This is a genomic window from Mycobacterium sp. IS-1742, from assembly GCF_001500125.1.
In the GTDB taxonomy this organism is placed as follows: Bacteria; Actinomycetota; Actinomycetes; order Mycobacteriales; family Mycobacteriaceae; genus Mycobacterium.
The window spans coordinates 39,771-53,828 of sequence record NZ_LQIV01000024.1 but is presented as its reverse complement, the minus strand read 5'-3'; the positions used below and the strand labels follow the sequence as shown (position 1 = coordinate 53,828).

Below are 14,058 nucleotides of genomic sequence, written 5' to 3'. Positions count from 1 at the left end.
GTCCCGGGGCGGGGGGCGCAGCGGGGGGTCCGTGCGGGTCGTCGGCGATGGTCTTCCACAGCGACGTGTACCAGGGCTGACCGGACGGAGCGTTCGGCTGTTCGTCGGCCGGGACGCCGCCGGGCCGCACCGCCCCCGGCGGCAGCTGCACCTGGAACGGGATGTCCCCAGGCATCACGAAACCGAGCCGCTCCCGTGCCTGCGCGGCGATGAACACCGGATCGGCCAGCTTCACCTTCTGCTGCTCCAGTTCGGCGATCTGCTCACGCAACTGCTCCTCGGTGGCCTTGAGCTGCTTCATCTCTGTGCGCTGCGAGAAGTACGTGCGCACCGGCCCGGCGATCGTCAGGGTCAACACACACACCACCGCCGCCAGGATCGCGGCCCGGCGTGCCGCCGAACCGAACCGCTGCTCGGACTGCTCGACCGCGAGCCGTTCGGCCCGGCGCACGATCGCATGACCGACCGGTTCGGAATCCTGGTGTTCGGACGCCGGTTTGGCCTCGATCGCGCGCGGTTCGCGGCGGGGGGTCGACGTGCCCTTCGGGCGGCCCCGGTTCGCACCGCCGGGCTTACCCGGCCGGGAGGCCGGGGACCGACGTTTCGGATCGGGCCGCTTCGATTCGGGCATCGTCTTTCAGCGCACCATGCCTATTTGGTCTCCAGGACGAAGCGCGGGAAGGCCAGGTCGCCGGCGTAACGGGCGGCGTCACCGAGGGTCTCCTCGATGCGCAGCAACTGGTTGTACTTGGCGACGCGCTCGCTGCGGGCCGGTGCGCCGGTCTTGATCTGACCGCTGCCCACGGCGACGGCGAGGTCGGCGATCGTGGTGTCCTCGGTCTCGCCGCTGCGGTGGCTCATCATCGTGCGGTACCCGCTGTTGTGGGCCAGCGCGACGGCGTCGAGCGTCTCAGTGAGCGTGCCGATCTGGTTGACCTTCACCAGCAGCGCGTTGGCGGCGCCACGTTCGATGCCCTCCTCGAGGCGTTCGGGGTTGGTGACGAACAGATCGTCGCCCACCAGCTGCACCCGGTCGCCGATCCGCGTGGTCAGCGCCACCCAGCCGTCCCAGTCGTCCTCGGACAGCGGATCCTCGATCGACACCAGCGGATAGGCCTCCAGCAGCGAGGCGTAGAACTCGGCCATCTGCTCGGCCGTGCGGGTCTCCTTCTCGAAGCTGTAACCCGTGCCCTCGGTGTAGAACTCGGTGGCCGCGACGTCGAGCGCCAGCGTCACATCGGTGCCGAGCGAGAACCCGGCGGCCTCGATCGCCGACGAGATCAGGTCCAGTGCGGCCTTGGTGCCCGCCACGTCCGGCGCGAAACCGCCCTCGTCACCGAGCCCGGTCGACAGGCCCTGCTTCTTGAGCACCGACTTGAGCGAGTGGTACACCTCGGCACCCCAGCGCAGCGCCTCCTTGAACGACGGCGCACCGATCGGGGCGACCATGAACTCCTGCACGTCCACGCCCGTGTCCGCGTGCGCACCGCCGTTGAGGATGTTCATCATCGGGACCGGCAGGATGTGGGCGTTCGGTCCGCCGAGGTAGCGGAACAGCGGAAGTCCGGCCGATTCGGCGGCGGCCTTCGACACGGCCAGCGAGACCCCGAGGATCGCGTTGGCGCCCAGCCGGGACTTATCCGGGGTGCCGTCGAGATCGAGCAGGGCCTGGTCGATGAGTCGCTGATCGTCGGCGCTCATCCCGATGACCGCGGGTGCGATCTCGTCGAGCACGGCCTGCACGGCCTTGTCGACGCCCTTGCCGAGGTAGCGGGCGCCACCGTCACGGAGTTCGACGGCCTCGTGCTCACCGGTCGACGCGCCCGAGGGGACCGCGGCGCGGGCGAACGTGCCGTCGGTCAGCGCCAACTCGACCTCGACCGTCGGGTTGCCGCGGGAGTCGAGGATCTCGCGGGCTCCGACCTGCTCGATGATGGGCACTGGCGTCTCCTTCGGGGGGCTGTGCGGACGTCGCCTCAGCCTAAAGGCTGCGTGCGGCGGCGGCGTGACCAGAGGCCCGTTTACAGACGGCGGCCCTCGGCGTACGCGGTGGCCCAGTCGCGCACGGTGCGGGCGTACTGCTCGGAGTAGTTGTAGGCCCGCAGCGCGTTCATCCAGCCGCGCGGCGTCGACAGATCCTTGCCCGTGTAGCAGAGGTAGCCCGCCGAGGACAGTGCGGCGTCGTCGATGTTGTCGGGGTCGACCTTGCCGTCACCGTTGGCGTCGACCCCGTAGAGCCGCCACGTCTCGGGGATGAACTGCATCGGCCCCATCGCGCGGTCCAGCTCGTCGTCGCCGTCGAGTTGGCCGGAGTCGGTGTCCCTGATCTCGAGGTTGCCGCTCGACCCGTCCAGGCGCATCCCGCGGATCGGCGGGGTGACCTCGCCGTTGGAGGCGACCATCGCACCGCGGTAGTTGCCGTGGTGGCTTTCGACCATGCCGATCCCGGCGAGCGTGGTCCAGGTCAGAGAACAGTCCGGATTCTCCACTTCGGCGACCCGGGCGGCGTAGGCGTAGGCCTCCAGCGCGGTCACCGGGATGCCGAGTTTCGGCGCCCGCTCCGCAGCCCACTCGTGCAGCGCATCGGCGGGCCGTCCCTCGGCATAGGTGTCGACCGCGGGGACGGGGTCTCCGGCCGGCGGCGGGACACCCTCCGGAATGGGGATGCCCATCTGCCATGAGCAGCTCGAGGCCAGCACCAGGAGCGTCGCGACGACGACGGCTGCCACCATCATCAAGCGACTCTTCGTCCGGGTCGACAGGCTCCCCTCGTCAGACAACGCACTCCCTCAAACCGACTGTCGTCGCTTCATACTCCCATGCGACGGTACGCAACCGGCCGATTCGCGAGCCGTGGCGAGGTTGCTGTGACGCGTCGACAGGCCGGTCTCCCAGGGTAACGACTCCGCCGGAGTACGGCCGTGGCCCGAACCCCGGGGGCAATCTTTAGGTATGCCTACCCTCTCAGCGTGGGTGCAGGGTAATGTTCGGCTCCGACCAAGGAGGTCCGATGGGACGGCAAATCGCCTGGCAGGTACCGGTGGTGGCACTGGCTGTGGTTCTGGCCGGTTGTTCGAGCAACAGCGAGAGTGGCGGAGAGTCCGAGACCTCCTCGGCGACGACCACCTCCGCGGCCGCCGCGGCGCCCAGCCCCGAGGCGGAGAAGGCGGCCGCCGACTACAAGGCGTACGCAATCGCACAGGCCGACGAGCTCGTCGGGGCCGTCAAGACGCTGACCGACGCGGTGCGGGCCAACAACCTGCAGGCCGCCCAGGACGCCTACGCCCCCTCGCGCCTGCCGTGGGAGCGCATCGAGCCGCTGGCCGGCCTGGTCGAGGAGATCGACGGCAAGGTCGACGCACGCGTCGACGACTTCGCCGGCGTCGACGACCCGGCGTTCACCGGCTGGCACCGCCTCGAATACCTGCTGTTCTCGCAGAACACCACCGAGGGCGGCGCCCAGTTCGCCGATCAGCTCGACGCGGACGTCGCGACGCTGCAGAAGCAGCTGCCGACCGTCGACGTCACGCCGGTCGACGTGTCGAACGGTGCGGCCGAGCTGATCGAAGAGGTGTCCGAGGGCAAGATCACCGGCGAGGAGGACCGCTACTCCAAGACCGACCTGTGGGACTTCCAGGCGAACCTGGAGGGTTCGGAGGCCGCGCTGAACCGGCTGTCGCCTGCGCTGGTGAAAGCCGACCCCGCACTGTTGGGCAAGATCGAGGCCGGTTTCTCGGAGATCTTCGCGACCCTGGGCCCGCTGCGCCGCGGTGACGGCTTCGTCCTGTTCTGCACCGAGAACGACCCGTACCCGTCGCCGCGCTGCCCCGAGGTGACCGTCGATCCCGCGACGATCGACACGATGAAGGCGCAGCTGGCGGGGCTGTCGGAGAACCTGTCCCAGGTGTCAGGGGTGTTGAAGCTGACGTGACCGGAGGTTCGCGGCGTACCGGTTTATCGCGCCGATCATTTTTCACCGGCGCCCTGGGCACCGGCGCCGCAGTCGGCGTCGGTGCCGCGCTGGCGGGATGTTCGGACGCGCCGCCGGCAGCACCGGTGTACGCCCCGCGTTTCGTGCCGTTCGACGGCCCGCACCAGACCGGCATCACGGCGGTGCCGATTCCCGAACAGGGGTTGATCGCCTCCTTCAACGTGCTCTCGAAGGACCGGGCCGGGCTCAAGGCGACGCTGGCCGAACTGACCGACGAGATCCGCGGGCTGATGGCCGGCCGCCCACCCGAGGTGCGCGACCCCGCCTATCCCCCGGTCGACTCCGGCATCCTCGGTGAGAAACCGCCTGCCGACGACCTGTCGGTGGTGGTCGGCGTCGGCGCCTCCCTGTTCGACGACCGCTTCGGCCTGGCCGACCGCAAGCCCCGCGAACTCGAGACCATGCCGTTCCTGGCGAACGACCGGCTGGACCCCAAGCTCTCACACGGCGACGTGTCGATCATCCTCGAGGCCGGCCACCACGACACCCTGCAGTTCGCCCTGCGCCAGTTGATGCGCCGCACGCGCAGCCATCTCGTGCTGCGCTGGATGATCGACGGCTACGCGCGCGGGATCGGCGCCGGCCCGGCGTCGGAGGCCGCCACACCACGCAACCTGTTGGGCTTCAAGGACGGAACGTCGAACCTCGATGCCGAGGACGATGCGGTGATGGACCGTCACGTGTGGGTGGGACCCGACGACGGGGAACCCGAATGGGCGGTCGGCGGCTCCTATCAGGCCGTGCGCATCATCCGCATGTTCGTCGAGTTCTGGGATCGGACCCAGCTCGCCGAGCAGGAGGCGATCTTCGGCCGGCGCAAGGTCAGCGGCGCACCGATCGGAATGACCGACGAGTTCGCCGATCCCAACTACGCGGAGGACCCGGACGGCACCCGCATCAAACTCGACGCGCACATCCGGTTGGCGAACCCCCGCACGGCCGAGACCGAGCAGAATCTCATTCTGCGCCGCGGTTTTTCGTACTCGCGGGGCTTCGACGGCGCCGGCCGCCTCGACCAGGGTCTGGCGTTCGTGTCATACCAGCGCAGCCTCGAGAGAGGCTTCCTGACCGTTGCGCGCCGACTCAAGGGCGAACCGCTCGAGGAGTACATCCTGCCCGTCGGCGGCGGATTCTTCTTCATGCTGCCGGGCGTCACGGGTGAGGATCGCTTCCTCGGGGATCAGCTGGTCGGCTGAGTCACGCCCGACGGCCAGTGCGCCCGCCACTCCTCTTCGGCGATCCGGGTGGGCGGCACACTGTCGAGTTCGTCGGGGACGTCCTCGCCGCGGCGGGCCGCCGCGACCGCGCGCTCGACGCGGCGCACGGTGTCCATGAACTCGAGAATGTCTGCGCGCAGGGCGTTCTCGGCGTCGTGGTCCGCCGACACCCGCACCGTCGTCAGCGCCTCGGGGATCAGGTCGGCGGGCAGACCCGCCGTGGCGACCCGGGCCAACACCTTCTGTGCCAGCGCCAGCGCCGGCTGGGCGGTCGGCACGTCGTCCATACAGGACTCGCGCGTCTTCTCGGCCGCCTTGCGCTCCTCCCACTGAGCGAGCTGCTCGTCGAGCGAAACCGATTCTCCCGCAAGCACAGCCGGTACCCGGTTGCCGAGTTTGCGCACCAGGGAATCGGCCACGTCGTCGATGGTGAACGCGTGCTGGGACGCGTCCTCGGCGATCCGGGCGTGGAACAACACCTGCAGCAGCACATCGCCGAGTTCGCCGCGCAGTTCCTCGGCGTCGCCGCTGCGCACCGCGTCGAAGAGTTCGTAGGTCTCCTCGAGCAGGTACCGGCGCAGCGAATCGTGGGTCTGCTCGCTCTCCCACGGCCCGGACGTGCGCAGCTTGTCCATCATCGCGACGGCGTCGACGAGGCGTTCGCCGGGCTGCGGATCGGGCGCGGAGATCAACCGATCGCCCGCCGCGAGGCGAGCTCTCACCGCGGGATGGTCCGGATCCGACGACAGCAGCACCGGGGCGGCTTCCTCGTCCGGCGCGTCGGAGAACCAGGGGCGGGCCGCGGGCAGCGACCACGGCACCTTGATCGGCATCTCCTCGGTGTACTGCACGTCGCCGGCGAGCAGGGTGATCGCGTCGACCGGGACGAGGGTGGGGCGGCGGGGATCGACCAGGACGACCGTCATGTCCGTGACCCCCCGAACTTCGCCATATCGATGTCAGCCTGCGGTTTTCCGTTGAGGGCCAGAATCAAACCGGCGACCATCGCGACCAGTTCGGCATCCCGGATCCGCGGCGACCCGACGCTGTCGGTGGTGCGCGGGATCGGCACGGTCACCGTCTGCGTCGTCGCCCGGTAACCGCCACCCGGGTACATCCGCTTGAGCCGCAACTGCGCGGAGTCCGGCAGCTCCATCGGCGAGAGCTTGACCGTCGACGCCGACACCGAACTGACGTCGGTGATGCCGTAGGCGCGGCACAGCAGCCGCAGCCGAGCCACCCCGACCAGTCGCTGCGCGGGCTCCGGCAGCGGCCCGTAACGGTCGACGAGTTCGTCGATGACGGCGTCGATCCCGGCGTCGTCGGGTGCGGCGGCCAGCCTGCGGTAGGCCTCCAACCGCAGCCGGTCGCTGCCGATGTAGTCCGGCGGCAGGTTCGCGTCGACCGGCAGGTCGATCCGCACGTCCTTCGATTCCTGCGGTGTGGCAACGGTTTTGCCGTCGGCTGCCGCTCGATATGCTTCTACGGCCTCACCGACCAGCCGCACGTAGAGGTCGAAGCCCACCCCCGCCACGTGGCCGGACTGTTCGGCGCCGAGCACGTTGCCGGCGCCCCGGATCTCGAGGTCCTTCATCGCAACGGCCATACCCGCACCGAGTTCGTTGTTCTGCGCGATCGTGGCCAACCGGTCGTAGGCCGTCTCGGTCAGCGGCTGCTCGGGCGGATAGAGGAAGTAGGCGTATCCGCGCTCCCGCGAACGCCCGACCCGGCCCCGCAACTGGTGCAGCTGGGACAGCCCGAAGGTGTCGGCGCGCTCGACGATCAGCGTGTTGGCGTTGGAGATGTCCAGGCCGGTCTCGACGATCGTCGTGCAGACGAGGATGTCGTACTCGCGGTTCCAGAACCCCTCGACGGTCTTCTCCAGCATCTCCTCGGGCATCTGCCCGTGCGCGACCACCACCCGGGCCTCGGGCACCAGAGCGGCGATCTTCGCGGCGGCCTGATCGATGGTGCGCACCCGGTTGTGGATGTAGAACGCCTGCCCGTCGCGCAGCAGTTCGCGGCGCAGCGCTGCGGCGATCTGCTTGTCGTCGTGCGGGCCGACGTAGGTCAGCACCGGGTAGCGCTCCTCGGGCGGCGTGAGGATCGTCGACATCTCGCGGATGCCGGCCAGGCTCATCTCCAGCGTGCGCGGGATCGGCGTCGCGCTCATGGTCAGCACGTCGACGTGGGTGCGCATCGACTTGATGTGCTCCTTGTGCTCCACACCGAACCGCTGTTCCTCGTCGACGATGATCAGCCCGAGGTCCTTCCACAGCACCCCGGTCTGCAGCAGGCGGTGGGTGCCGATCACCACGTCGACCGACCCGTCCTTCATGCCTTCGAGCGTCGCCCGCGACTCGGCGGGGTCGGTGAACCGCGACAAGCCCTTCACAGTGACCGGGAAGCCGGCCATCCGGGCGGTGAAGGTCTGCAGGTGCTGATCGGCGAGCAGGGTCGTCGGCACGAGGACCGCGACCTGCTTCCCGTCCTGTACCGCCTTGAACGCCGCGCGCACCGCGATCTCGGTCTTGCCGTAGCCGACGTCGCCGCAGATCACCCGGTCCATCGGGACCGGCTTCTCCATGTCGGCCTTGACCTCCTGGATGGCGGTGAGCTGGTCGACGGTCTCGGTGAACCCGAACGCATCCTCCATCTCGTTCTGCCAGGGGGTGTCCGGGCTGAACGAATGGCCGGGCGCGGCCTGCCGCTTGGCGTAGAGCGCCACCAGCTCGCTGGCGATCTCCCGGACGGCCCGCCGGGCCTTGGTCTTGGTATTGGCCCAGTCGCTGCCGCCGAGTTTCGACAGCGACGGCGCCTCGCCACCGACGTAGCGCGACAGCTGGTCGAGCGAATCCATCGGCACGTACAGCCGGTCGCTTCCACCGCCCCGCTTGGAGGAGGCGTACTCCAGCACCAGGTACTCGCGGCGCGCACCGCCGACGACGCGTTCGGTCATCTCCACGAACCGGCCGATGCCGTGCTGATCGTGCACGACCAGATCGCCCGCGGTCAGCGCCAGCGGGTCGACGACGTTGCGGCGTTTGGCGGCCAGCCGTTTGCCCTCGGTGGCGGCGACGCGGCTGCCGGTCAGATCCGCCTCGGTGATGATCACCAGCGAGGCGCCGGGCAGCACGACGCCGTCGTGCAGCGGCCCCTTGAGCACCCCGACGACACCGGCCTTCGGCTCGGCGCCGGGCTCGAGCATCGTTGCGGGCGTGTCGGTTTCGCCGAGCTGCTCGACGACCCGCTGCGCGGTGCCCGCGCCAGGTGTCACGACCGCGGCGTATCCGCCGGTCGCCACGTGGGCGCGCAGCATCGCGAAGATCTCCTCGACCGACGATTGCTGCCCGCGCGCCGACGGCGCCGACCGGATGTCGAGTTCGATCGCCGACTCGGTGGACAGCTGGCTCAACGTCCACCACGGGTGTCCGCCTGCGCGCGCGCCGGTGCGCACCTCCTCGAAGCCGAGGAAACCCGACGCGCCCATCGCCTCCAGATCGATCGGCGCGTCACCGCCGACGGCGGCAGTCGACCACGAGGCCTCGAGGAATTCGCGCCCGGTCTTGATCAGGTCGGCGGCGCGGGTGCGCACCTTCTCCGGATCGCACACCAGGATGGGCGCCGAATCCGGCAGGTGGTCCGACAGCATCGCCAACTCGGTGGGCCGGAGCAGGGGCAGCAGCGCCTCCATCCCGTCGACGGGGATGCCCTCGGCGAGTTTGGCCAGCATGTCCGGCACGCTGCCCGGCACGGTGTTCTCCCCGGTGGGGTGGTCGGCGGCCAGGGCGGCGGCCCGCTTGCGGACGTCCTCGGTCATCAGCAGTTCGCGGCACGGCACCGCGACGACGGTGTCGACCTCGATCTCCGGAATGGACCGCTGATCGGCGACCGCGAACATCCGCATCTCGGAGACCTCGTCCCCCCAGAACTCGACGCGCACCGGATGTTCGGCGGTGGGTGGGAAGACGTCGAGGATGCCTCCTCGCACGGCGAACTCGCCGCGCTTGGCCACCATGTCGCACCGGGTGTAGGCCAGGCCGACCAGCCGTGCGATGACGTCCTCGAATTCCAGCTCGGCGCCCACGGCGAGCGTGACCGGTTCGACCTGCGCGAGACCCGGGGCCATCGGCTGCACCAGCGAGCGGGCCGCGGTGACCACGACCCGCAGCGGCGGGCCGAGGCGGGCGTCGTCGGGATGCGCCAGCCGGCGCAGCAGCATCATCCGCGCGCCGACGGTGTCGACACCGGGTGAGAGCCGCTCGTGCGGCAGCGTCTCCCAGGACGGGAACAGCGCCGCGGACTCACCAATCACACCTTTGAGTTCGGTGGTCAGATCGTCGGCCTCGCGGCCGGTGGCGGTGACGACCAGCAGCGGACCGGCCTGTGCCAGGGCGGCGGTGACGAGGAGCCGCGCGCTCGACGGCCCGACCATCGCGAGGTCGTCGGGTTTGTCGAGGGCGCGGCGGGTGAGATCGGCCAGGCACGGATCGCGCAGGGCCGACTCGACGAGCCCCGCAATCGGGGTCTGGACATGCTGAAGCCCCGATACGGTCATGATGAGCCCATTCTAGGTGTCGGCGCGTCGGCCGCGAAACGGCCGGCGAGAGCCACCTTCACCACGTTGCCGAGCACATTCGCGGTTACGCTGACGCAACTTTATTGACAGCGAAAACAATTCGCTCTAGCTTGCGAGATACGTTGTCGAACAGGGGTTAACCGACGGGGATGACATCGCCAACCGGTGAGCCGTCTCACGGCTTCGAGCAGTGAACTCGACACCGAGCAACAACGACGATTTCTCTGGGGCAATCACCGACCCGTCACCGTGTGCGGGGCAGTCGAAAGGTCACGATGGCGCGTACGCCTGTCGGTCGAATCGCAGTACTCGCAGCCGCCCTCGGGGTCGGCTTCACCCCTTCGTTCGCGGCGCACGCGGCCACCGCTCCCACACCCGGCCACCTCGCCATCTCGATCAACGGTGAACTCAAACACCAGCAGGGCACCGCGACCGCCAGCTCGGTCGGCGGGGGAGAGAACGATTGGTCGTCCAACAACTGGGCGACGGCCAAGGGGGCGAACGCCAGGGCGGAAGTGCGCGCTGATCGGTCGGTCGCCGAAGCCACCGGTGACGGCGCCACCGCCCTGGTGACCGAGGAGCGCAGCCTGGCCTACGTGACGGGAGCCGGCAGCCGCGCCACGGTCAACAGCTCGCACAGCCGCGCCACGGTCGAAGGAGACGGCATCTCCGTCCTGATCGACCTCGGGCGCGCGAACCACGTCAACGCAGAGGGCTCCAATTTCGTCCTGTCGATCCTGGGATATGAGAACAGCGTCGACTACCGGAATGTGCACGGCGGCACGTACCACCTCAGGGGTGACCGGCATGTGTTCTGCCGCAACGGCACTGTCGTGTGCTCCACGCCACCCAACACCGGCCCGTTCGGGCGTCCGGCACTCGCCGCAATGCCGAGCCCCGGCGGCCCCTTGTTCGGTCTGTTCGGCGACGGGGTCGACGCCGCCAGGGACTGCACCGGCACGGCCTGCAACGGTGGTCGCGGCGGACTGCTGTGGGGCAACGGCGGCGACGGTGCCAACGGCGGCGTCGGCGGCGCTGCCGGGTTGATCGGCAACGGCGGCCATGGCGGTAGAGCGACCGCCACCGCCGCAGCGGGTGACGGAGGTCGCGGCGGCCTCCTGTTCGGTAACGGCGGCAACGGCGGCATCGCCGGCCCAGAGTTCGTCGACGCCGGCCACGGCGGCGACGCCGGGTGGTTCGGCAACGGTGGCGTGGGTGGCTTCTCGGGCTACGAGTACGGGACCGGCGGAACGGGCGGCCGGGGCGGCCGGCTCGTCGGGAGCGGCGGCCAGGGCGGCATCGCGATCGGCAATCACGGCGTCGGAGGCGACGGTGGCGCCGCCGGGCTGATCGGGAACGGCGGCCAGGGGGGCCGCGGCGGACAGTACGACGACGTCGCCTACGGCGGTGACGGCGGCAACGGCGGACGACTCGCCGGCAACGGTGGCCGCGGCGGTGACGCCTACGCCATCTCCACCGCGGTCGCCGGCTGGGGCGGACACGCCCACGGCATCGGCAACGGCGGCGCAGGCGGTGACGCCGAGATCGTCGCCGATTCCGACGACGGCGTCGCGGTCGGCGGCGACGGCGGCGACGGCGGGCGTATCGGCGACGGCGGAGACGGCGGCCAGGGCGCGGGCACCTTCGCCGGCATCGGCGGCGACGGGGGCGCGGGCGGCGGCATCCGCGGCAACGGCGGCCGTGGCGGTGACGGTGTCGGGGGCGACGACGACGGCATCGGCGGCGGCGGCGACGGTGGCGACGCCAGGGGATTCGGCGACGGCGGCGACGGCGGCGACGGCACCGGCTGGTCGGGCTCCGGTGGTCGCGGCGGCGACGGCGGCATCAGAGCCGGCGACGGCGGTGACGGCGGCAGCACCGGCGGCGCAGGCGGCGAGGCCCGCTCGCGGTCAGGACACGACGGCACCAACGGCAGCGGCGGCACCGACGACTGACCTACTCCTCGTCCTGCAGCCGGGGGTCGGCCTCGAGGTGGGTCAACCCGTTCCACATCAGGTTCACCAGATGCGCTGCGACGACCTCTTTCTTGGGCACCCGGGTGTCGAGCCACCACTGCGCGGTCATCGACACCGACCCCACCAGGGCCTGCGCGTAGAGCGGAGCGAGTTCGGGGTCGAGGCCGCGGCGGGAGAAGTCGCCGGCGAGGATCGAGCTGACCTGGTTGACCGCGTCGTTGAGCAATGTCGAATACGTGCCGGAGGTGATTGCCGCGGGCGAATCGCGGATCAGGATGCGGAAGCCGTCGGTGCGCTCCTCGACGTAGGTCAGCAGCGCCAGCGCCACCCGCTCCACCCGCACCCGCGAGCGGTTGTTGGTCAGCGAGGAGGTGATGCCGTCGAGCAACGCCGACATCTCGCGGTCGACGACCACCGCGTAGAGACCCTCCTTACCGCCGAAGTGCTCGTAGACCACGGGTTTGGACACATTCGCCCGCTGTGCGATCTCCTCGATCGAGGTGCCCTCGTACCCGCGCTGGGCGAACAGCGACTTCGCGATCTCGACGAGCTGCTGCCGCCGCTCGCTGCCGGTCATCCTGGCGCGGGGTGGACGCACTTCTTTGTCGGGCGCTGCCATATTCGCAGGGTAATCCCCCGGTCGCTTCGCTCCTGCCCGTCGGCGGTATCGGCTTCGACTACAGTCTCGAGGTGATCGATCCGTCGTGGTGTAATCGGCAGCACCTCTGATTTTGGTTCAGATAGTTCAGGTTCGAGTCCTGGCGACGGAGCAACATGACCACATCGACCGATACCGCGATTCTCGTGCTGGCCGCCGGCGCCGGAACGCGGATGCGCTCCGACATCCCGAAGGTGCTGCACACACTGGGCGGCCGCAGCATGCTCGCCCACGCCCTGCACACCGTGGCCGAGGTCGCGCCGCAGCACCTCGTGGTGGTGCTCGGCCACGACCGCGAGCGCATCGCCCCCGCCGTCGACGCGCTGGCCGCCGAACTCGGCCGCCCCGTCGACATCGCGATCCAGGACCAGCAGCTCGGCACCGGCCACGCCGCTGAATGCGGCCTCTCGGCGCTGCCCGAGGACTTCACCGGGACCGTCGTCGTGACCGCGGGCGACGTGCCGCTGCTCGACGCCGGCACCGTCGCCGACCTGCTGGCCACCCACGGATCGGCCGCGGCCACCGTGCTCACCACGACGGTCGACGACCCGACCGGATACGGGCGCATCCTGCGGACGCAGGACAACGAGGTCACCCGCATCGTCGAACAGGCCGACGCCAACCCGTCGCAGCAGGCCATCCGCGAGGTCAACGCCGGCGTGTACGCGTTCGACATCACCGCGCTGCGGTCGGCGTTGCGCCGGCTCGGGTCGGACAACGCCCAGCACGAGCTGTACCTCACCGACGTCATTGCGATCTTCCGTCAGGACGGCCTGAGCGTGCGGGCCACGCATGTCGACGACAGCGCCCTGGTCGCCGGCGTCAACGACCGCGTCCAACTGGCAGCGCTGGGCGCCGAACTCAACCGTCGTATCGTCACCGCCCACCAGCGGGCCGGTGTCACCGTGACCGATCCGGGCTCCACCTGGATCGACGTCGACGTCACCATCGGCCGCGACACCGTCGTCCGGCCCGGGACCCAGCTACTGGGCCGCACCCGGGTCGGCGGGCGCTGCGAGGTCGGACCCGACACCACACTCGCCGACGTCACCGTCGGCGACGGGGCGTCGGTGGTCCGCACCCACGGCTCGGAGTCCGTGATCGGCGACGGCGCCACCGTGGGTCCGTTCACCTATCTGCGGCCCGGCACCGTCCTGGGCGCCGACGGCAAGCTCGGCGCGTTCGTCGAGACCAAGAACGCGACGGTGGGCGCGGGCACCAAAGTCCCCCACCTCACCTATGTCGGCGACGCCGACATCGGCGAGCACAGCAACATCGGCGCGTCGAGTGTGTTCGTCAACTACGACGGCGAGACCAAGAACCGCACGACGATCGGCTCGCACGTGCGGACCGGATCGGACACCATGTTCGTCGCGCCCGTCACCGTCGGAGACGGCGCCTACACCGGCGCGGGCACGGTGATCCGCCGGGACGTGCCGCCGGGCGCGCTGGCCGTCTCGTCGGGGTCGCAACGCAACATCGAGGGCTGGGTGGCGCGCAAACGCCCCGGGTCCGCCGCGGCACGCGCGGCCGAGCGCGCACGGGCCGAGGCAGCGGGGCGGGATCCCGGCCACCCCGACGACTCCCAGGGGTCGTGACCTCGACCACTTCTGTTCGCGATCCGGCAACCCGGGCAC

At 70.1% G+C, this 14,058-nt stretch carries 10 protein-coding genes and 1 tRNA gene; 5 read left to right on the top strand and 6 right to left on the bottom strand.

The genetic code is table 11. The features are described from left to right. The 3 genes from AU196_RS16480 to AU196_RS16470 form a co-directional block, all read right to left on the bottom strand. Positions 1–631, bottom strand: a 631-nt coding sequence (locus AU196_RS16480; RefSeq protein ID WP_059096160.1) for an FtsB family cell division protein, incomplete at its 3' end; no start/stop codon positions are given. 20 nt (positions 632–651) lie between these two features. Further along, positions 652–1,941, bottom strand: coding sequence for a phosphopyruvate hydratase (eno, locus tag AU196_RS16475; protein WP_059096159.1), 1,290 nt, complete (start codon positions 1,939–1,941; stop codon positions 652–654). A gap of 80 nt (positions 1,942–2,021) precedes the next feature. After that, entirely contained in the window at positions 2,022–2,735 is a 714-nt protein-coding gene (locus tag AU196_RS16470; protein ID WP_059096158.1) for a lytic transglycosylase domain-containing protein, read from the bottom strand. Between the two features lie 275 nt (positions 2,736–3,010). On the opposite strand from AU196_RS16470, the gene AU196_RS16465 reads away from it, so the two are divergent. Together AU196_RS16465 and AU196_RS16460 are read left to right on the top strand one after the other, a co-directional pair. Further along, complete coding sequence (locus AU196_RS16465) at positions 3,011–3,931, top strand: EfeM/EfeO family lipoprotein (protein ID WP_059096157.1); 921 nt, start codon at positions 3,011–3,013, stop codon at positions 3,929–3,931. Then, positions 3,928–5,187, top strand: coding sequence for a Dyp-type peroxidase (locus AU196_RS16460; protein WP_059096156.1), 1,260 nt, complete (start codon positions 3,928–3,930; stop codon positions 5,185–5,187). The genes AU196_RS16465 and AU196_RS16460 overlap by 4 nt, the downstream gene beginning before the upstream one ends. Here AU196_RS16460 and AU196_RS16455 read toward each other — a convergent pair. Both AU196_RS16455 and mfd read right to left on the bottom strand, forming a co-directional pair. Further along, positions 5,172–6,134 (bottom strand): nucleoside triphosphate pyrophosphohydrolase, encoded by a 963-nt coding sequence (locus AU196_RS16455; RefSeq protein WP_059096155.1) that lies wholly within the window; start codon positions 6,132–6,134, stop codon positions 5,172–5,174. The genes AU196_RS16460 and AU196_RS16455 overlap by 16 nt on opposite strands. Further along, positions 6,131–9,766 carry a transcription-repair coupling factor gene (gene mfd, locus AU196_RS16450; RefSeq protein WP_059096154.1) on the bottom strand — a complete coding sequence of 1,212 codons (3,636 nt, stop codon included), beginning with the start codon at positions 9,764–9,766 and terminating at the stop codon, positions 6,131–6,133. The genes AU196_RS16455 and mfd overlap by 4 nt, the downstream gene beginning before the upstream one ends. Before the next feature lie 296 nt (positions 9,767–10,062). Between mfd and AU196_RS16445 the strand changes: the two genes are divergently transcribed. Then, the gene (locus AU196_RS16445; RefSeq protein ID WP_231737615.1) at positions 10,063–11,742 is read left to right on the top strand and encodes a PGRS repeat-containing protein; all 1,680 of its coding nucleotides are present in this window, start codon (positions 10,063–10,065) and stop codon (positions 11,740–11,742) included. Between the two features lies 1 nt (position 11,743). Here the strand turns inward: AU196_RS16445 and AU196_RS16440 are convergent, their stop codons facing one another. Then, complete coding sequence (locus AU196_RS16440; protein WP_059096153.1) at positions 11,744–12,340, bottom strand: TetR/AcrR family transcriptional regulator; 597 nt, start codon at positions 12,338–12,340, stop codon at positions 11,744–11,746. 121 nt (positions 12,341–12,461) lie between these two features. On the opposite strand from AU196_RS16440, the gene AU196_RS16435 reads away from it, so the two are divergent. Further along, positions 12,462–12,533, top strand: a tRNA-Gln gene (locus AU196_RS16435). A 4-nt stretch (positions 12,534–12,537) separates the two neighbouring features. Further along, positions 12,538–14,019: a bifunctional UDP-N-acetylglucosamine diphosphorylase/glucosamine-1-phosphate N-acetyltransferase GlmU gene (gene glmU, locus AU196_RS16430; protein WP_059096163.1), complete on the top strand. Its 1,482-nt coding sequence runs from the start codon at positions 12,538–12,540 to the stop codon at positions 14,017–14,019. Positions 14,020–14,058 lie beyond the last annotated feature (39 nt).